Source organism: Methyloceanibacter stevinii, assembly GCF_001723355.1.
GTDB classification, from domain to species: Bacteria; Pseudomonadota; Alphaproteobacteria; order Rhizobiales; family Methyloligellaceae; genus Methyloceanibacter; species Methyloceanibacter stevinii.
Genome location: NZ_LPWE01000011.1, coordinates 452,501 through 470,502, shown reverse-complemented (window position 1 = coordinate 470,502; position 18,002 = coordinate 452,501). Strand labels below are relative to the sequence as shown.

At 60.5% G+C, this 18,002-nt stretch carries 18 protein-coding genes, 1 tRNA gene, 2 rRNA genes and 3 pseudogenes (1 of these 24 cut by a window edge); 8 read left to right on the top strand and 16 right to left on the bottom strand.

Annotation, left to right across the window (positions count from 1 at the left end; all coding sequences use genetic code 11):
* The gene (locus AUC70_RS09025) at positions 1–351 is read right to left on the bottom strand and encodes a hypothetical protein (protein WP_069444501.1); all 351 of its coding nucleotides are present in this window, start codon (positions 349–351) and stop codon (positions 1–3) included.
* Between the two features lie 146 nt (positions 352–497).
* On the opposite strand from AUC70_RS09025, the gene AUC70_RS09020 reads away from it, so the two are divergent.
* Positions 498–1,109 carry a recombinase family protein gene (locus AUC70_RS09020; RefSeq protein ID WP_069444500.1) on the top strand — a complete coding sequence of 204 codons (612 nt, stop codon included), beginning with the start codon at positions 498–500 and terminating at the stop codon, positions 1,107–1,109.
* Between the two features lie 339 nt (positions 1,110–1,448).
* Entirely contained in the window at positions 1,449–1,634 is a 186-nt protein-coding gene (locus AUC70_RS09015; protein ID WP_069444654.1) for a hypothetical protein, read from the top strand.
* Between the two features lie 111 nt (positions 1,635–1,745).
* Here the strand turns inward: AUC70_RS09015 and AUC70_RS09010 are convergent, their stop codons facing one another.
* From AUC70_RS09010 to AUC70_RS08990, 5 genes and pseudogenes are all read right to left on the bottom strand, one after another.
* Entirely contained in the window at positions 1,746–2,138 is a 393-nt protein-coding gene (locus AUC70_RS09010) for a cupin domain-containing protein (RefSeq protein ID WP_083241434.1), read from the bottom strand.
* A 60-nt stretch (positions 2,139–2,198) separates the two neighbouring features.
* The gene (locus AUC70_RS09005) at positions 2,199–3,476 is read right to left on the bottom strand and encodes an MFS transporter (protein ID WP_083241433.1); all 1,278 of its coding nucleotides are present in this window, start codon (positions 3,474–3,476) and stop codon (positions 2,199–2,201) included.
* Between the two features lie 36 nt (positions 3,477–3,512).
* Positions 3,513–3,911 (bottom strand): TonB-dependent receptor domain-containing protein, encoded by a 399-nt coding sequence (locus AUC70_RS18375; protein WP_342022013.1) that lies wholly within the window; start codon positions 3,909–3,911, stop codon positions 3,513–3,515.
* A 53-nt stretch (positions 3,912–3,964) separates the two neighbouring features.
* A pseudogene (locus AUC70_RS08995) lies at positions 3,965–5,641 on the bottom strand (TonB-dependent receptor); the annotation flags it as partial.
* Positions 5,642–6,087: 446 nt separating this feature from the next.
* Positions 6,088–6,948 carry a helix-turn-helix transcriptional regulator gene (locus AUC70_RS08990; protein WP_069444495.1) on the bottom strand — a complete coding sequence of 287 codons (861 nt, stop codon included), beginning with the start codon at positions 6,946–6,948 and terminating at the stop codon, positions 6,088–6,090.
* 257 nt (positions 6,949–7,205) lie between these two features.
* Here AUC70_RS08990 and AUC70_RS08985 point away from each other — a divergent pair, with 257 nt between their 5' ends.
* On the top strand, positions 7,206–7,775 hold the full coding sequence (locus AUC70_RS08985; protein ID WP_069444494.1) for a hypothetical protein: 570 nt from the start codon (positions 7,206–7,208) through the stop codon (positions 7,773–7,775).
* A gap of 226 nt (positions 7,776–8,001) precedes the next feature.
* Here the strand turns inward: AUC70_RS08985 and AUC70_RS17990 are convergent, their stop codons facing one another.
* Positions 8,002–8,379, bottom strand: a complete 378-nt coding sequence (locus AUC70_RS17990; protein WP_244505556.1) for a hypothetical protein — start codon at positions 8,377–8,379, stop codon at positions 8,002–8,004.
* 23 nt (positions 8,380–8,402) lie between these two features.
* Here AUC70_RS17990 and AUC70_RS17985 point away from each other — a divergent pair, with 23 nt between their 5' ends.
* Positions 8,403–9,041, top strand: coding sequence for a hypothetical protein (locus AUC70_RS17985; RefSeq protein ID WP_244505555.1), 639 nt, complete (start codon positions 8,403–8,405; stop codon positions 9,039–9,041).
* Positions 9,042–9,375: 334 nt separating this feature from the next.
* Here AUC70_RS17985 and AUC70_RS08975 read toward each other — a convergent pair.
* From AUC70_RS08975 to AUC70_RS08965, 3 genes are all read right to left on the bottom strand, one after another.
* A tRNA-Met gene (locus AUC70_RS08975) sits at positions 9,376–9,452 on the bottom strand.
* 236 nt (positions 9,453–9,688) lie between these two features.
* Positions 9,689–10,048, bottom strand: a complete 360-nt coding sequence (locus AUC70_RS08970; protein WP_069444493.1) for a lipid-A-disaccharide synthase N-terminal domain-containing protein — start codon at positions 10,046–10,048, stop codon at positions 9,689–9,691.
* A gap of 5 nt (positions 10,049–10,053) precedes the next feature.
* On the bottom strand, positions 10,054–10,857 hold the full coding sequence (locus AUC70_RS08965; protein WP_069444492.1) for a glycosyltransferase family 2 protein: 804 nt from the start codon (positions 10,855–10,857) through the stop codon (positions 10,054–10,056).
* A 159-nt stretch (positions 10,858–11,016) separates the two neighbouring features.
* Here AUC70_RS08965 and AUC70_RS17980 point away from each other — a divergent pair, with 159 nt between their 5' ends.
* Positions 11,017–11,442 (top strand): hypothetical protein, encoded by a 426-nt coding sequence (locus AUC70_RS17980; protein WP_244505580.1) that lies wholly within the window; start codon positions 11,017–11,019, stop codon positions 11,440–11,442.
* Positions 11,340–12,530 (top strand): ArnT family glycosyltransferase, encoded by a 1,191-nt coding sequence (locus AUC70_RS08960; RefSeq protein ID WP_244505575.1) that lies wholly within the window; start codon positions 11,340–11,342, stop codon positions 12,528–12,530. The genes AUC70_RS17980 and AUC70_RS08960 overlap by 103 nt, the downstream gene beginning before the upstream one ends.
* A gap of 26 nt (positions 12,531–12,556) precedes the next feature.
* Here the strand turns inward: AUC70_RS08960 and AUC70_RS08955 are convergent, their stop codons facing one another.
* On the bottom strand, positions 12,557–13,084 hold the full coding sequence (locus AUC70_RS08955; protein ID WP_069444653.1) for a copper chaperone PCu(A)C: 528 nt from the start codon (positions 13,082–13,084) through the stop codon (positions 12,557–12,559).
* A 414-nt stretch (positions 13,085–13,498) separates the two neighbouring features.
* Between AUC70_RS08955 and AUC70_RS18595 the strand changes: the two genes are divergently transcribed.
* Positions 13,499–13,762 (top strand): cell wall hydrolase, encoded by a 264-nt coding sequence (locus tag AUC70_RS18595; protein ID WP_342022009.1) that lies wholly within the window; start codon positions 13,499–13,501, stop codon positions 13,760–13,762.
* Positions 13,763–13,770: 8 nt separating this feature from the next.
* On the top strand, positions 13,771–14,148 hold the full coding sequence (locus AUC70_RS18590) for a hypothetical protein (RefSeq protein ID WP_069444489.1): 378 nt from the start codon (positions 13,771–13,773) through the stop codon (positions 14,146–14,148).
* A 77-nt stretch (positions 14,149–14,225) separates the two neighbouring features.
* Here the strand turns inward: AUC70_RS18590 and AUC70_RS08940 are convergent.
* From AUC70_RS08940 to AUC70_RS08920, 5 genes and pseudogenes are all read right to left on the bottom strand, one after another.
* Positions 14,226–14,770, bottom strand: a pseudogene (locus tag AUC70_RS08940) (formaldehyde-activating enzyme).
* Between the two features lie 117 nt (positions 14,771–14,887).
* A complete protein-coding gene (locus AUC70_RS08935) occupies positions 14,888–15,226 on the bottom strand; it encodes a hypothetical protein (protein WP_069444488.1) in 339 nt (112 codons plus the stop codon).
* Between the two features lie 144 nt (positions 15,227–15,370).
* Positions 15,371–15,851, bottom strand: a pseudogene (locus AUC70_RS08930) (GFA family protein).
* A 168-nt stretch (positions 15,852–16,019) separates the two neighbouring features.
* Positions 16,020–16,134, bottom strand: a 5S ribosomal RNA gene (gene rrf, locus AUC70_RS08925).
* A 98-nt stretch (positions 16,135–16,232) separates the two neighbouring features.
* Positions 16,233–18,002 (bottom strand): 23S ribosomal RNA (locus AUC70_RS08920); it runs 966 nt beyond the window's last position.

Below are 18,002 nucleotides of genomic sequence, written 5' to 3'. Positions count from 1 at the left end.
TCAGTCACTGTACTTGAAGGAACCGCACGCCTTCGTCAGGACTGCAATGATTACGCCTGCGGGGTGGACATCCGAAAATTTCTTCATCGCATCCACAACCGGCAGGAAACCTGAATCGTGGTTCTTCGATATCCATTGGTCCACACACCGAGCCTGCGGAGGCTTGTTCTGCGTGGCGATCACTCCAGCCATCATGGCAGCGGTTGAGATGTAGTTGTCACGGGTGGTCTGCGGGTATTCCAGAAAGCGCTTGCTAGTGAGAGCTTCGCCTTCTGCAGCTACACCTGCGCTCGATAGACCGCATACAATCGTACACACACTTGAAAACAACTGTAGTTTTCTGCTCAACATAAACGATCGTTATTGAAGAGGAGAGAAAATATCGCAGAAATGAGAAATGAATACTTGAAAACCGGCGGGAAACGGACGCCTTATGGGACAAGCAATGACGCCTCAGTCGTCTCGGCAAAAAGGATCGATTTTGGCGAGGTGACGACATGACGTACCTCTATTTTCCAGACATCAAAGCTCCCGGGCGCCGCATCGGATATGCGCGGGTTTCCACCCAGGACCAAAAGCTCCGTATGCAGCTTGATGCGCTGAAGGCCGCGCAGTGCGATCTGATTTTCAGGGATCACGGGATCTCGGGCGGGAAAGCCAAACGCCCCGGCCTCGATAAGGCACTCAGGACCTTGGAAGCGGGTGATGTTCTGGTGGTCCTCAAGCTCGACCGGCTGGGCCGCTCAGTCCAGCACCTCTCGGACCTGCTGGTACGCTTTCGAAATGAGGGGATCCATTTTTGCTCGCTCGCCGAGGGCATCAACACGGCAACGCCCGGCGGCAAGCTCGTCTATCACCTCTTCGCCGCCTTTGCCGAATTCCAGCGCGATATCATCCAGGAAAACACTGTGCTCGGCCTGGAGGCCGCACGCGAACGCGGGAACAAGCCCGGCAGACCTTACGCCCTGTCCATAGGCGACATCCTCAACGGCCATGCGCTAGTTGCTCAGGAAGGCTTGTCCATCCGCGCCGTCGCCGAACGCTACAACGTCTCGCACGCCACCATGACGCGGGGGTTTAAACGCGTGGGGCTTGCTCAGGTGCACTGAGCGTTCGGCGCAAGTTCCGTGAAACGGTGAAAAGCGGAAGCACGCGCCGGGCCGACGGACGGCTCTTTGCTCTCTCTGTGATGCGTCCCTCTAAACAGGCTTGGCTGCACTCCTTACCCGCCATCTCTTTTCTCCTGTCCATTCCGCGTCCCACGCGGCCTTGTCCATGACCATTTCCGCGTCCTCGCCGGCTCGTATGGCCGCAAGCGCTAAGGCGCTCCTCCTCTGACGTTACGGCCTCCACTTTCGTGGTCGGTGCGGCCCGCCGGATCGAAGCCGCAGGGCAACGGCCATCAAGGCCGCGGCGGTCGCGGCTGGAAGAACAAGCGGAGGAAGACGATGAGAGCCCTGACCCACAACGAGTTAGCCCGCATGACGAGAACCGAACTGACGGCGATACTGCACAGCATTGCAGCGCTGCTTCCGGACCTGCCGGAAGGCTCGCAGGAACTGCGGATCGCGCATTACAATCTGCGAATAGTCCGCACAGCCCTGGCGCCAAAGCCGGGCTTTGGCCCGCGATAGCACGGCATGAGCGCTCCTCGCCCCCGACTTTGGGTCGAGCATCCCGTGCCGGATGAAAACTCCTACGACCATTTGACCGCGCATCCGTTACCGTCGGCGATCTCGCCAGGCTCAACCCGCAACTCGAGGATCCTTCTTCATCGAGCGCTCGGAACCCGCCGCCGGCGTAATGAACATTGTCGTGACCTCCGAGTCTGGACACTGCGAGTGCCACAGGCCGCGGGGAACGACGACGGCCGAACCCGCCTCGGCCGTGAACCGCATCGGTCCACCTTCGGCCAGCACGGTGATGTGGGTCTTGCCTGCGAGGATGTGCAGAAACTCGTCGCCCGCCGGATGACGCTCCCAGGCCGTCTGGCCGCTGAAACGGACCAGTCCTATGAGGCTGCCGTTGCAGAGGCCCAGTACCGTGATGGCCTCCATGGCCTCGTCCTCACCTATATCCGGTGTGACCTGAAGCAGCGGCAACGCTTTCGCTATCTCCGAGACCTTCAGTGCCGTCATGACGTCTTCCCCTATGCTGTTGTTTTGTGTTGTGGCTCACGGCATGCCCGGCCCGAGGCCTTAAGGCTCCAGGTGCAGACCCCTTGTTCTGCGGCGGGCAAACATCACGAGCAGGAACGCCAAGAAAAACATGCCGAGACCGAAGACAAACCCCGAACCGTATCCGGCCTTGGCCGCGATCATTGTCGCCACACTCGCCGCTCCGATTTCGCCGACGACATTGGCGCTCTTAAAAAGGGTAACGTCCGTCCCCGTCTGGTTCCCGCTGCTTGAAAACCGCATGGCAATTGTGAATACGGCGACCGCGGCAAGCGCCAGCCCGATGCCCCCTAGCGCGCTTGCGACTGCAACGGTCGGCAACGTCGGCGTCGCGTAGCCGAACGCGAACGCCAGCATGATGAGTAGCGCCGTCGCGCAAATCACAAGGCCGATCATTGCCGTTCGCCACGTCCCGATCTTCATAAGGAGCCAGGAACCGCCGCCGCATCCCGGCAGGATCATGGCCAGGCTCCCGACCGTGGCAACAACGCCGATCTTGTCGAGCGACCAACCGGCGTCCACCAGAAACAGCTTCGTGAGGGAGGTTTCGGTGATGTGCGCGGATGCATAGAGGCCCGCGACCGCGAGGACGGCGAAAAAATGCGGCCGCTTGATCCCGCGCAGGAGCGATGCTTTGGCGGCACTCTCCTCATACACCGCCGGCCCCTCACGCCTGACGAGCACGGGGACCGCGCAGACTCCCAGCACGGCGACAAGCACCGATACCGTCGCGGTGTATCCCAGCCCGTCGACCACGAGCAGTGTCCCTGCCCCGCCGAGCATCACACCGGCCATCATGCCGCCGACAGACAGTGCATTGACGCCGACGAGCGCGCCTCCCCGCAGCTTCTCCGCGGCGAGCCCATCCGTGGCGATATCCTGGGTGGCGCTGACGAGCGACGCGAGAAGCAATAGCGACATGGGAAGGAGCGCCGCGTCGGGACCGATCGGCGCAACGGCGAGCCCTGCCATCGCCAGAACCATCAGACATTGCATGGAGAGCAGCCAGGTGCGGCGCCGGCCGATGCGCACCGACCAGCGCGAGTCCACCAGAGGCGCCCAGAGGAACTTAAATGCCCAAGGCAGGCCCAGCGCCGGCACCCAGGCGATCAACTCCAACGGCGCCTTCGCGTCACGCAACATGGCTGGGAAGGCCTGGAAGATGAAACCGAGCGGGATGCCTTGGGCGAAGTACAGCAGGCCTATCATAGCGATCAGCAGCGCCTGATCCCGTGCCGGGGAACCGCCCGCCAGGGCCGCTCCCCCTTCCGTGGCCTGTGATGCTAAGGATTGGGGCATTGCATTCACTCAAAAGGCGCGAGAGTGAGCCACGGCTCAGAACGTCATCCGGCCACGTACACCGTAGGTGCGCGGATCGCCAATGCTGCCGATTTCCGCACCGTTTGGTCCGCTGAGGCCGAAGGCATTCACGACGTATCTCTGGTCGGTGAGGTTGTGGACGAACACCGACGCGTCGAAGCTTCCCCAGCGATAGCCGGCCGTCAGATCGACCAACGTGTAGGTATCCTGCTCAGCCGTGTTCGCATCATCGAGATAGTAGCTGCCGGTCGTCCGGGCTCTCGCCAAGCCGTAGAGCCCCGACGCGGCCTGGTACTCGATACCGTACGTGGCCGTGAACTCCGGCGTGAAGCTGATCGTGTTCCCACTGAAATCCCCGAGCACCGTATCGAAGGAGTCGTACTTTGCATTCGTGTAGCCGAAGGCACCGAACAGCTTGACGCCTGCGTCAACTGATAGGCCGCGTCGATCTCGGCGCCGTAGGATCGCGCCGTGTCGGCATTGCTGATGCCGAACGTCGTGGGGCTGAGCTGAGTCAGGTCTTGATAGTCGTGGAACTTCGAATAGAAGATCGAGCCATTGACCTCCAGCGTTCCGGCAAAGCTCAGCGTCTTTACGCCGACCTCGAAATTGTCAGACGTCTCTTCCCCATACTCGAACGAATACGGGTCGAACGCATAGGTGCGGGCATTGAAGCCTCCCGGCTTGAAGGCCCGTGCATATTTTCCGAAATACGAGATGTTCGGATTGCTGCTGTAGACCACCGACACCGACGGCAGAACTTCGCCGAACTCCTCCTCGCCCCGCGTGATAAAGGGCGGCGCGAACTCGTTGCTGCCCTCTCGTCCTGCCCAGGCATAGCGAATGCCGCCGAGGACCCTGATCGCGGTGGTGACGGGAGCGGATACTTCGCCATACGCCGCGAAATCGCGAGAGTCGGTCTCCGCCAATGTCGGCGCACCCGCAGGTGTGCCGTCATTGAAGAGGAAGCCGCCTTCGTAGTCCATCGTCGTATGCGCAAAGAACATTCCGCCGGACCAGCCCAGCTGCGACGGATCGGTATTGGATGCGACGCGGAACTCTTGCGTGAAGGAGTTTACATCTTCGAGGCCGACGCCGAGGAAGTCGGCGTAAAGGGGGCCATATTGAATGGCGTCCGCGAGATAGTCCCACGTCGACTGTCGGTAGGCTGTCACCGACATGAAGTCGAAAGCCTCAAGGTCCGCCTTGACCCGTAATGATTGGAGGTCCTGGGTGATGTCATCATGGCCGGGACGATCGAAGTTGACCACGAAGGGATCGGGATTGGTCAAAGGCATGTAGATGTACGGGTCTGCCTGATCCCGGAAATCTTCACGCTGATACTGGTAGTCGATGGTGACGTTCTCCCACGGCTTCGCCGTTAACCGGACGCGTCCACCAAGCGCGGACTTGTCGCCATAGGGATCGCCGCCGAAGGCAATGTTGTCGTAGAACCCATCGCGGCCCATCCAGACCCCGTCGGCCGAGAGGTACAGAACGTCCTTGAAGATGGGCGTCGAAATGCCTGCCGTGAGTTCGTGCGCATCGTAGTTGCCGTACGAACCATCGATATAGGCGGACGCGGTCTCGGTCGGATCGGGCGAGCGTATGTCGATGACGCCGCCCGCCATGCTCATGCCGTACCCGGTGTTCTGAGGGCCCTTCTCGATGGCAATGCTGCCGATGTTGTTGAACACGGTGACGCGGCCCAGTGTCGTTAGCGACGGCACGTCATCAATATAGTAGGCAACGCTCGGCAGTATCTCGGGTGCGGACTGGTAGCTTTGCTCCCGAACACCGCGCACACTCAAATTGGTCATTCGGTTGCCACCGCCGTCGAAGGCGGTGAAGTTGGGCGCGCTTCCGCTGAGATCGCGCAGCGTCCAAATTTGCTCACTCTGCAGCTGAGACTGATCAACGATCGTTGCCGAGCCCGGGAAATCCCGAAGGAGATCGAAATTGCTTGTGAGCGTTGTGTCAGCGGTCGCGAGTTCACTCTCCGGCGTGGTCAAGGCGACCGGCGCCTCGGCAGGAACCGGACTCGGCGCCGGCCGCCGCGAGCTTGCCGCTACGGACCGGCTCGGTCCTGGGGCGGGCTTACGGTTCTGTACCGGCGGAGGATCTTCGGGTGCTTCGACGACCATCGAATCCAAGACTACCGACGAGTCGTCGTCGCTCGTCGTCTGCGAAGCGTCTTGCCCCGTTTCGGCTTCAAGGGAATCGGACGCGGCGGTCGAGCCGGCGCCCTCGGTCTCGGCTGTTGCAGCATCCGAGGAGACGGCTGAGCCGTCATCCTCGGCTTGTGCCTGTGCCATGCTGGGCAGCATTAGAAGGCAGGCAGGCGCAACCAAATACAGTGGCGCGCGACGGCCACCGCGAAAAACTTCTGACATTACGTCCCCCGAAAACTCGTCGTTCTTTGTTGCGCCTAGTCGAGCATTTCGGGCGAAAGAACCGCAACGGTCGTCGTATTCGGATTCGCGACTGAAACATTCGCGAAACGATCGTTTGCGCGGCACGGTGCTTGAGTTTTGGAATTGTTCGACAAGCCGGCGCGCGGAGCCTCGTCTCCGGATTACGACGACAGCAATCAGACAGGTCGCTTTCTGCCCAACATCAGCGCGCTTGGCGGTATCCCGAACCGCTGCCGAAACGCCGCGGAGAAGTGCGCGGGCTGATAACCGCATGCATAGGCCGCCTGGGCGACGTTGACGTCGCCGTTCTGCAAAAGAAGATGGGCGTGCTCGAGGCGGCGGTTCTTCACAAAGGCGTATACGGATGAACCAAAAAGCTCCTTGAAGCCCATGCCGAGCTTTCGGGCATTTAGTCCGACCGCCCGGGCAAGCGCGGGAACGGTGGGTGGGTTCTCGAGATTCTCGATCAGGATGGCGCGGGCTTCGTAGAGCCGCCTGATGTCCTTGGACGGCAGCCCGCTGGACCCCTCGCCTCTCTGCCCGGCTTCGTCCAGCCGGACGCAGGCATCCAAGACCACGGAAACCAGCTCCATGGCCTTACCGGTCAGATACAGCCGCCGCGCCGCGCCGCTGAGCGGGCAGCCAAGCATCTGCCAAGCCAGTGTCGAACCGATCGTGCCTTCGATACGCCGGGCCGACGGCGTCGCCATTTCGATCGTGGCCAGCCATTCGGGGCCAACGGTCTCGCTCAGGGCTTCCGGTAGAACCCGCACGAAGGCGGCGAGCATTGTGCCGTCACGCAACGGCAGATGCTGCGCATCGATTTCCTCATCGAGGAGAATTTTGCAGATCGCGTTCTTTGGTCCGTCGAACCATTCTTGCCGGCCGTGCCGGTCGCTGACGGTCGCCACGGCGCCCTGGGCCATGGCCCCGCACCACAAGCCGGTCGGGACGGTATTCGTCCAGTCTTCTCCCACCTTGTGGTCGCTCTTCGATAGAGAGACCTCCAGGCCAGTGGATTGAATGCACTCGATCACAGCTGATTCTTTTTCGCAAAGCCCGTCGTTGCTGGGGCATCGTATAAGTCTACTGACCACCGAACCATGCGAGAAATGAAATGTCCGCAGGACAATTGATGAGCAGAACTGAATGTTCTCGTTGCCGACGAAGTCCGACTACTCGGAACGTGGTGCAGGCGGCTATTGACCGCGCGCTGCGCGCGTCCATGATATCCGCGCTTAGATGAGGGACGGCGAAGATAGTCGTGCGCCGATGAAGCCGCGGTAGGCGGGCAATGCACAACACCGATATGAAATACGTCGTGGCAGGCATCGCCTCTTTTGTCCGGAACGCTCAAATCAAGCGGGCCCTCCAGGGGTGCGATCCGGAGCCGCGCCTTAATTTCTGGCGCGTTCTATATGGCGATTGCCTCGATATGGCGGTAATCGAGTGGTCGAAGCTGTTCGGCTCAGACAGCCGCCAGCCGGTTCACTGGAAGACTATTATTCACAAAGACGAACACGATAAGTTCCGGAAAGGACTGCTCGAGGCCATCGGAATTCCGGAAAGCGCCTGGCAGGATTACTGGAATCGCATGAAGGGCTATCGCGACAATCACGCGGCGCACTTCAACGAAGAATATCTGAGACCGAGAAACAAGCCCAGATACCCAGATTTGAGCGTCGCGCTGGAGGCTGCCTATTTTTATTATGACCGGCTGCTGCCGTTGATGTCGGATCGTGGCATCGCACACAGCTATCCCAAAGACATCCGCGAATACTCACAACGCTTCGGCGCACAGGCCCGACAGGTCGCGACGAAGGCGCTCGCCGCCACTGCTGACATGGAAGAGAGGGTGCGCTAGCCCCGCGCTGGCTCTGCAATGCGCAGTTCAGATGGCACAGTTGTTTCTGGCTGTGCCTACATAGGCTGAAGTGAATGCGCCATACTCAGGAGTAGTGACTTGAACTCCCGGATCGCCTTCGCGATCAACCGCAAATGGGCCCGAGCCCCGCGGGCACACAAGCCAAGCGGTGTGCATTCTTCGAGCCGGCAAGCGTCTCTCTTTTCGGGAGGTCAAAGTCTGGACGCTAAAGCTGTAAGCCTTCCAGGCCACCGTCGCTATTCTTTGTGGCGGGCGGCCGCTTTGGACGCATGACGTTGATGGCCGAGGTATCGAGCAAGTCCTTGATATGCGCGGCATAAAATTTCTGGATCATCTCGACGCTGGTTCGGCAGTTTTTTGCGAGGGCGTAGATATCGGCGCCCTCTATCAGACGCATACAGATATATGTGTGGCGCAGGCTGTAGGCGGTTCGTTTGTTCCCTTCCCGATCCAATTTCAGTTTTGAGCGACGCAGGATGCCATTGAACATCTTGATGTGATTGCCGGGGAACACGGGATCGGTCGCGTCGGGAAGGCTTGCCTCTGGTTCAAGAGAGTCTTCAGCCTTTGGCTGTTTGGGCACGGGCTTCGCCCGCTTGCGCAGACGTGGTAAGGCTGCACCGCGCCCGGCATGCTTTTGCAGAAACCGACGCCCCGTTTTCCACGCACTTCGATCTCGAGAATGCGCTGGTTGGTGGCCGCATCGTTCACCACGCTCACGTCGCGGTGCTGGAGGTTCCTGGCTTCGTCCGGGCGAAGGCCCGTGTTGGCCATGAAGAGGACGTAGTCGTGCAACTGCTCCGCGCTCCACTTATCCCGGTCGCGGACGGTTTTTGCGTGCTCGCGGGTGGCAGTATAGAGCTGTTTGTATTCGGCCGGGCTAAACCATGGCCGATGAACGATCTTGCCTTGCGTGCGATAGGGCGGAGAGAGATCAGGCAGGTGCGACAGCCAACCATGCCGGATAGCTGTCTTCAGAACCTGGCGCAAGGTCACAATCTCATCATGGAGCGTGCTGCGGGCAGGCGGTTTGCCCGTGGGGGACGTCGTCGCCCGGTGCATCCGATATTCCTGGACCTTGCCGGGTGTGACCCCCGAGAGGCCCAGTTTTCCGAAGAATGGACGAAGATGGAGGCGAAGGCGGATTTTGTGCCCCTTCACCCATGCCGGGCTGCGATGACCTTCCGTGATAATCTCGTACTCTTTTTCAAACTGGTCGGCAGCCTGATCGAACGTCTTTTCTGAGGTGAGAAGACCGGCGCGCGCCTTACCGCGTAAGCGAGATACCAGTCCTCGGCGAAATCTTTGGCTCTGGAAAGCTCTTCTTCCTTGGTCGATACACGGTACTGCGTGCCATCGATCGAGGCCGAACTCTGCCAATATCGCCCGGAACCGCGCTTATAGACCTGGACCAAACCACCGAGAATTTCGTGACGCGCCAACTGACTCACCTCCATACAACTCTCAGTGTAACACAGAGAATTGCGCAAGTCACTTTTGTGCTAGAGGTGTGCTAGGCGGTTTCGGGGTCTGGCGGGGGACCTCGATTCACCTAAATTACTGTATTTCTTAGGGAAATTGGTTGCGGGGGTAGGATTTGAACCTACGACCTTCAGGTTATGAGCCTGACGAGCTACCGGGCTGCTCCACCCCGCGTCAATTCAAGTGGCCTTTGGGAACAAAGGGCCGCCCCTAGGCTGCGAGGGCGCCTGGATGGGCCCGCCGCGAAGGGGGAGAACCTATAGAGAGGTTCGAAGATGTTTGAAAGCGCTAAACTTACGCGGCCCTTTCGGCCTGCGGCGCTGGCCCCTTAATAGGGGATTCACGACAGCTTTGTAAAGCCCGGCGTGCTCCAAGATCCGCGGCCCGCCGCCGGCCTCAAAACGCTTGCCTCAAACGCCCTTGGCCGGCTTGGCTTCGCCCTCCACCGGGACATCCGGGGGGCCCTCATCGACCCTTTTCCCCTGCCAGATGAAATAGATATTGCGGGAGTAGATGACCAGCCCCGTGGCCTGGCCGATGATGAAGACCGGATCCATGCGGTGGATGGCGTAGCTCAACAGCATGAGGCCGCCGAGGAAGCTGAAATACCAGAACGTCTCGGGCACGATGGACGCGCGCGCGCGCTCGGTGGCAATCCACTGAATCAGGAATCGCATCGAGAACATGAGCTGCGCGAAAAGGCCGATGCCAAGCCAAGTTAGTTCCGCGGCGGACTTGTCGGCCCACCATTGTGCGAGGCCCTCGAACATGGGCGTTACCCTCTCTGGCTTACAAGTTGAATATGCCGCTCGCCAGTCTTCGCGGCATCGCCGTGGACGTGCTCAGCCACGGGCGGGATATCGGTGCGCTTGCGCAGCCAACTTACGCCGACGAGATCGTAGATACCGATCAGCGCACGGCCCAAATTGGTGTATTTCGAGTGCCCTGCCAGTCGCGGGCGATCGTTGACCGGTGCGAAGCTCACCTGATGGCCATAGGTCAAGAAAAAGGCCGGAAGATAGCGGTGCATGCTGGTGAAGAAGGGCAGCTCGAGATAGGCGTCACGGTGATAGACCTTGATGCCGCACCCGGTGTCCGGGCAGCCGTCGTCCAGGACCTTGTCGCGGAGCCAGTTGGCGAAACGGGAGGCGAAGCGCTTGGAGCCCGTATCCTTGCGCGAGGCCCGCACGCCACCGACAAGAGCGGGCTCCGACCCGGCTCGCCGAGCTTCTCGAAAAAGTCCTGCGATGTCCGCCGGGTCGTTCTGCCCGTCCCCGTCCATGGTCGCCACCACCGGGAAACGCGCCGCCGTGATCGCCGTGCGCATCGAGGCGCTTTGGCCGGCCCGGCGCCCATGGCGCAAATAGCGCAGCGTCCCATGAGCCGGGATCAGAGCTTTGATTTCGGCCGCCGTCGCGTCGTCGCTGGCGTCGTCGACAACGATCACCTCCCCAAGAATGGGCTCGGGCACGGCGTCGTAGGTCTCCTCGATCAGACGACCAATATTGCCTTGCTCGTTGAACGCAGGAATGACAACGGAGATGCGGACGGCGCCGCCCGGCGCCAAATCGCCTGGCATATGATCCCCTACGGAACGCGAGTGGTGGTCGAAGCGACCATAGTGATGTTCAAGATTGACGTCCAGATGTAGGATGCACCACTCCTGACATAATTCTGTTAAATATTTCAGCCCTCTAGGGGTTGAGACGCTCGCCTAGCCCCTCCAGAGGAAGCCATCTTGTCCGCCCACGAAAAATCGCAAGCGACCGGGCCGTCCGGCGCGCCGTTTGGACCGCCTTTATCCGACCGGGGCTACGCCCTTCTGACGGTCCTGTGCCTCGGCATCCTGCTGGCTTTCCGGCTGCTGGCGCTCTATGCGTCCAAGATCGATTTCGTCATGGACGAGGCCCAGTACTGGACCTGGTCGCGCGACCTCGACTTCGGCTACTTCTCCAAGCCGCCATTGATCGCTTGGGTCATCCGGACCATGGGCGAGACCTGCGGCCTGTCGGAAGCCTGCACGCGGGCCGCCTCCCCGATCCTCTATACGCTGCGTCCGGGCTGCTCTTCGTCATTGCCCGCACGCTCTTCAATGCGCGCGTCGGGTTCTGGACGGCCATTGTCTTCGCGACCCTGCCGGGCGTCTCCTACGCCTCCGCGTTGATCACCACGGATGCACCGCTGATCTTCCTCTGGGTGCTGATGATGTTCTTCTGGGTCATGCTCGTGAAGCAGAAGAGCATGGGCTACGCCATTCTCTTGGGGCTCGCCATCGGCACGGGTCTGCTGGCCAAGCAGGCCATGATCTACGCAGTGCTGTGCATCGCCTGCCATGCCGTCGTGTCGCGCGAGGCGCGCGAGGCGCTCAAGGGCGGCCGCGCCATCGTGGCGGGGCTCATCGCCATCGCGCTGTTCTCACCGAACATCTTCTGGAATGCCGAGCACGGCTGGCCGACGGCCAAGCACACCGGCGACAACATGGGCTGGCGCGCACCCTATGTGCATCCGCTCGAGCTGTTGGAGTTCGTCGGGGCACAGTTCGCTCTGTTCGGACCGATCCTTTTTGCCGTCCTGATCCGCGCCGCGATCCGCTATGTCGGCCGCCCGGACGATCCCAACAAGACGCTGCTGCTCAGCTTCTCGCTGCCCATCCTCTTGGCGCTGGTGATCCAGGCCTTGCTGTCACGCGCGCACGGCAACTGGGCCGCCACCGCTTATCCCGCCGCGACGGTATTCGTCACGGCGATCCTGATCGAGCATGGGCGCCGCGTGCTGCTGGGGGTCTCCATGGCCCTGCATATTCTCGTCGCGGCCGTGATCGGGATTGCCCCAGCCTTCGCGCGGACCTGGACACCATTCGAGCAACTGACCTTCCTGCAGTCGTCGATCGCGTGGGAGGAGACGGCGGACGCGGTGCGCAAGCTTCTGTCAGAGGGGCGCTACGGTGCCGTCCTGGCGGACACGCGCGATATGACTGCCGAGCTGCTCTACTACATGCGGGACGTGGACACCCCAATCTATGCCTGGAAGCGCAGAGCCGATCCGCATCATCACTACCAGATGACGCGGCCCTTCGTGGCCGGAGTACCGGAGCCCATTCTGCTGGTCTCGGTGCACTCCTGCCGGCGCGGCATCATTGGAAAGTTCGACAACGTGACCGAACTTCCGCCGGTCCAGGTTCCCTTAGTGCGGAACCAGACCCGGACGCTTTATGCCTGCGTGCTGTCGGGCTACCACGGCGACGGCAAATAGGCGCGCTGGGCAGCGCAACCCGTGCACTAATGATGGCTGTGATCGACTTCGCCGGCGGCGTCCGCCTCGCCCGGCGCATCGGCCGGTCCCGTCCCGGCAGGCACGGAGACCTCGACCGCGCCGGCCTTTTCGAAGTCCAACGTCAGCGGCAGAGAGGCGCCCTTGGCGAGCGCGCCGTCGAGCCCCATGACCATGATGTGGGTACCGCCCGGCTTGAGGGTGACGCTTTCTCCAGCCGGAATGGCGAGACCATCTCCGAGCGGCCTCATCTTCATGACGCCCTCGTCGGTCATCTCCGTTTCGTGGATTTCGACCCGCGCGGCCTTGGGAGAGCTCGCGCCGCGCAGCACGTCGGCATCGTCCCCGATGTTCTGGATTTTCAGATAGGCTGCCGTAATGCGCCCTTCGCCGATCGTCGGGCGGACCCAGGCCTGGGACACGGAAATCCCGGTCCCTTGCTCGGCCCAAACGGCCAAGGCGACGAAGAGGAAAGCAGCTAGGGTAAGAGCAAGCGCGAGGACGATTTCTATCCGGTGTCTCGTCGCACGCCCCATCCTCGTCTCCAAATCCGTCATAGATATACAATCTCTAGTAGCTGAAATGAGCCGCAACCAGGGTTGTTCTTCTAGGCCCTTTTTGGCCTCGGGTGTTGTGCCGTGGTGTCACGTGCGGCGCTCCGTCGCTTTGCCAAGCGTCATTGAATCAAGTGCTTGCAGGCCCTGCCCTCGTACCGCAAGACGGGGACTCCAAACGGGAGCGTGAAGGAATCCGTTGAGCGGCGGCGCCTAGTGGCCTAGAAACCCTAGAAAGTCCGACGCGTCAATCTCAGGGCAACTTTTGCTGCTTAGCATGGGCGCGTACCGGTCTGTCTGGGCCGGAACCGCACCTGCCCGACCCCAGCGATTGGGACCGGGCGAGGGGGACTTCGCGACAGAGGGGATACCAGACTGGCCATCCGGGGGACATTTTTGGCAGCGGCAAGCGCTGTCATCCTAACCGCGCTGTGCCTCAGCGGCTGCACGGGACGTTCGCCCGGCGGTCTGCCCATGGCCGCAACCACGGACGAGCGCGAGTGCCTCGTCCGGGCCATGTATTTCGAGTCCAACCGCTCCAGTTACGACGGCAGCATGGCCGTCGGAACGGTGGTCATGAACCGGCTGGAGTCCGAACGCTTTCCCAACACGATCTGCGGTGTCGTCGGTCAGCACAAACAGTTCGCGCCGGGCGTCTGACCAAGCGGATGGATCCCAAGCAGATGAAAGTCGCGGTGTCGGCCAGCGATGCCGTCCTGAAGGGTGGGCGGCACCCGAAAGTCGGGCCGGCCATGCATTTCCACGCGGCCAGCTACAAGAATCCCTACCCCGCAAAATATATGACGGTCGCCGGCGGTAACGCCTTCTATCTCAAGCCGGGGCGGCGCTGGCAGCACGAATATACGGGTAGCATTTCGACGGCGAAGGCGAAGCCGGTGGAGAATCTGACCAAGCGCGCCTCCACGATCCTCGCCGGCGCGGCATCGGTCGTTCCCGGCGCGGCAGCCGCGGGCGTTCCATGCGAGGGCGCGGCAGATCCGGGCGCCATTTCGCTCGCTTGCGAAACAGAAGCCGCAGGCCGCTAAGGGCGGCAGCACGAAAAAAAGGCCGCCGCGAGCGCACCCGCGACGGCTTTCGATTCTTCCAAAGACGAACGCTGTAGCTACTCGCCCTTCAGCGCCTTCTCGAAATATTTGTGGACGACCTTGTCCTGATTCTCGAGCAGCCAGTCGATCGACGGCTGATAGGTCATGGCCTTGTTGATGGCCTGCCAGGTCGCCTTGCGGTGAATGTCGAACAGGATTTGGTGGTCGAGATCCTCGACGTCGACGATGCCCGGGTTGAGCCACACCGAAACGATGATGCCGAGCTCGTCCGCCTTGTCCTTCGGGATGTCGCCGGAGCGCACCGCGTCGAGCACACCCATGGCCGTGGCGTACTGCACGGTGCCCATGAGGATGTTCGTGTAGCGCGCGTCTCCACCGTGACCTTGCTCACGCAGATGGTCGGCGGACGCACCATAACGTCGGTGTTCAACAGCGCGAGCACGCGGCTGTGGCCCTTCACCTGATCTCCAAGGAGATTGGCGAAGGCGCTGCCCATGGGGCCGTCCATCTCGCCGATGGCCACTTCCGGCTCCGCGGCCGTGCCGGGCGGTCCGCCGGCGACAAGGCTCTCGCCCACTCTCATGACAATACGGTCAGACATAATCTGTCGCGTTCCTCGTTTGGTTTGTGGTGATTGCGCGCGGACTATGGCTGGGCCCAGCGCGGTTCGCAATGCCCCCTAACGGGTACAACGCCGCAGGCAGGATCCAACGCCGGCCTACTCGGTCATGTCCACGTAGCAAATGTACTTGTTGGAAACAAAGCCTTGCGGGCCCTCATAGGCGCGCTCGTCATTGATATCCCTCATGACGAACACGGCCCGCCACCCGCGCTCTGGAGAAGGGTTGATCGTCAGCACGAACTGCCCCGGCCGCAGCCGCAGTTTCTCCCGACACTTGCTCGACGGGCAACTGCGCAGAGACAGATAGTTGTCACCCTTCGGGTCGAGCTTGCAGACCGTGTAGACCTCGCCGTCGTAAGCGAGCCCCGGACCGGCCAGCAACACGGCCGGAACGAGGATCCCGGCAAAGCACGATGCATTCGGAAGGCGTTTCATTCGCGCCCCTCTTGTTCTTGTCAGGAACACAAGCCTAGCGCGCCTCGTCCCTCAGGACACTGAGCTGAGACAAAAAACAGGCAACCAAAAAACCGCCGCTGGGAAACCCATACGGCGGTCTTGTGAGACACGCAAAGCTGCCGGCTAGCGCCCGGCGAACGCTGTCATCAACTCCGGCAAGTCCTCCATAGGCGGGAACGCCTCATAGCTGTGCCGCGCAGGCGTTGACGCCCAGGCCAGCTTGTCTCGCGTCATGGTCTCGATAAAGGGCTCGGACCAGCTTGGGTCGTCAAACATCACCGACCTGACATTCACCACACCATCGAAACCGACAATCTTCGTGAACATCCAGCTGAGGCAATTCTGGCAAAAAAAAGTGCTCGAGCTCAGGCCCCTTGGCGCCGCCACGCACCACTACCCCGGCGGCGACCCGGAACGAATCGGCGGGCACGGTCGCCGTCAACGAATAGGCGCTCGCGCTCATGCGCTGGCACCCATGGCAATGACAAGCCGACGTGAGAAGCGGCGGCGCCGAGACTTCAACGCGGAGCTCCCCGCAACGGCAGCGTCCAACGCATGGCAGACTGGCGGGCTCATAAGGCTCTCCTCTCGAAACGAGAGCCAACAAACACAAAAAACCGCCGCTGGGAAACCCAGACGGCGGTTTGTTTGGTAGGCGCCCAACAACAGCGGGGCCAACAATCATGAAGAGGAGAATATCTCGATAAAGCTTCAAGAGGCAGCGCCTGCCATAGCGGCGCGCGCTCAGAAGACAACCAACCGTCCTTAGCAAGCCTGGCGACGACCTACTCTCCCAAGTCTTGAGACTTAGTACCATCGGCGCTGGAGCTTTTCACGGACGAGTTCGGGATGGGATCGGGTGTAGGCGCTCCGCCAAAATCACCAGGCCAGCAAAGAACGGTTAGCTATGAAAATCTGGTCTCAACTTACCCAGCCCTTCGACGCACGGTAGCGCATCGAAAAAGGATGGGTACTGACAATGAAAGCAATCAAGCCGATCGAGCGATTAGTACTGGTTAGCTTCACGCATTGCTGCGCTTCCACATCCAGCCTATCAACGTGGTGGTCTTCCACGGCTCTCAAGGGAGAACTAGTTTCGAGGTGGGCTTCCCGCTTAGATGCTTTCAGCGGTTATCCCTTCCGTACTTAGCTACCCTGCTGTGCCGCTGGCGCGACAACAGGTCCACCAGAGGTACGTCCATCCCGGTCCTCTCGTACTAGGGACAGATCCTCTCAATTCTCCTACACCCACGGCAGATAGGGACCGAACTGTCTCACGACGTTCTAAACCCAGCTCACGTACCACTTTAATCGGCGAACAGCCGAACCCTTGGGACCTGCTCCAGCCCCAGGATGTGATGAGCCGACATCGAGGTGCCAAACGATGCCGTCGATATGGACTCTTGGGCATCATCAGCCTGTTATCCCCGGCGTACCTTTTATCCGTTGAGCGATGGCCCTTCCACACGGGACCACCGGATCACTATGACCGACTTTCGTCTCTGCTCGAACTGTCGCTCTCGCAGTCAAGCGGGCTTATGCCATTGCACTCGTCAGCTGATTTCCGACCAGCTTGAGCCCACCTTCGTACGCCTCCGTTACTCTTTGGGAGGCGACCGCCCCAGTCAAACTACCCACCATACACTGTCCCGGGCCCGGATAACGGGTCGCGGTTAGATATCCATAATTACAAGGGTGGTATTTCAAGGTTGACTCCCCAGGAACTGCGCCCCTGGTTCAAAGTCTCCCACCTATCCTACACATGCAGTCACGAATACCAGTGTAAAGCTATAGTAAAGGTGCACGGGGTCTTTCCGTCTAACCGCAGGAACCCCGCATCTTCACGGGGAATTCAATTTCACTGAGTCTACGTTGGAGACAGTGGGGAAGTCGTTACGCCATTCGTGCAGGTCGGAACTTACCCGACAAGGAATTTCGCTACCTTAGGACCGTTATAGTTACGGCCGCCGTTTACCGGGGCTTCGATTCAGAGCTTGCACTCCTCCTCTTAACCTTCCGGCACCGGGCAGGCGTCAGACCCTATACGTCGTCTTGCGACTTCGCAGAGCCCTATGTTTTTAATAAACAGTCGCCACCCCCTGGCTTGTGCCCCCTACACCTGGTTGCCCAAGTGCAGGGCCCCCTTCTCCCGAAGTTACGGGGGTATTTTGCCGAGTTCCTTCAACGTAGTTCTCTCAAGCGCCTTGGTATGCTCTACCAGTCCACCTGTGTCGGTTTAGGGTACGGTCTCACGTGGGGGCTATTTCCTGGAACTCCTTCATTGCCCGATCAATCCGATAAGATCAGACAATATACGGAATTCGTCACACACCCACTGGCCCACGAATATTAACGTGGTTCCCATCGACTACGGCTTTCGCCCTCGCCTTAGGGGCCGGCTAACCCTGCGCTGATTAGCATTGCGCAGGAACCCTTGGACTTTCGGCGGAAGTGTCTCTCACACTTCTTGTCGTTACTCATGTCAGCATTCGCTCTTCCGATACCTCCAGAAACTCTCACGAGTTTCCTTCGCAGGCTTACGGAACGCTCCGCTACCGCGTGCATAGCACACCCGCAGCTTCGGTGAATGGCTTAAGCCCCGTTACATTGTCGGCGCAAGAACCCTTATTTAGACCAGTGAGCTGTTACGCTTTCTTTAAAGGATGGCTGCTTCTAAGCCAACCTCCTGGTTGTTTTGGGATTCTCACATCCTTTCACACTTAGCCATTACTTTGGGACCTTAGCTGGCGGTCAG

What these genes read in the sequence shown, in the direction of transcription:
- AUC70_RS09025 (WP_069444501.1), bottom strand. Translation starts at nt 351, where the DNA reads ATGTTGAGCAGAAAACTACAGTTGTTTTCAAGTGTGTGTACGATTGTA.
- AUC70_RS09020 (WP_069444500.1), top strand. Translation starts at nt 498, where the DNA reads ATGACGTACCTCTATTTTCCAGACATCAAAGCTCCCGGGCGCCGCATC.
- AUC70_RS09015 (WP_069444654.1), top strand. Translation starts at nt 1,449, where the DNA reads ATGAGAGCCCTGACCCACAACGAGTTAGCCCGCATGACGAGAACCGAA.
- AUC70_RS09010 (WP_083241434.1), bottom strand. Translation starts at nt 2,138, where the DNA reads ATGACGGCACTGAAGGTCTCGGAGATAGCGAAAGCGTTGCCGCTGCTT.
- AUC70_RS09005 (WP_083241433.1), bottom strand. Translation starts at nt 3,476, where the DNA reads ATGCCCCAATCCTTAGCATCACAGGCCACGGAAGGGGGAGCGGCCCTG.
- AUC70_RS08985 (WP_069444494.1), top strand. Translation starts at nt 7,206, where the DNA reads ATGCACAACACCGATATGAAATACGTCGTGGCAGGCATCGCCTCTTTT.
- AUC70_RS08970 (WP_069444493.1), bottom strand. Translation starts at nt 10,048, where the DNA reads ATGTTCGAGGGCCTCGCACAATGGTGGGCCGACAAGTCCGCCGCGGAA.
- AUC70_RS08965 (WP_069444492.1), bottom strand. Translation starts at nt 10,857, where the DNA reads ATGCCAGGCGATTTGGCGCCGGGCGGCGCCGTCCGCATCTCCGTTGTC.
- AUC70_RS08955 (WP_069444653.1), bottom strand. Translation starts at nt 13,084, where the DNA reads ATGGGGCGTGCGACGAGACACCGGATAGAAATCGTCCTCGCGCTTGCT.
- AUC70_RS18590 (WP_069444489.1), top strand. Translation starts at nt 13,771, where the DNA reads ATGGATCCCAAGCAGATGAAAGTCGCGGTGTCGGCCAGCGATGCCGTC.
- AUC70_RS08935 (WP_069444488.1), bottom strand. Translation starts at nt 15,226, where the DNA reads ATGAAACGCCTTCCGAATGCATCGTGCTTTGCCGGGATCCTCGTTCCG.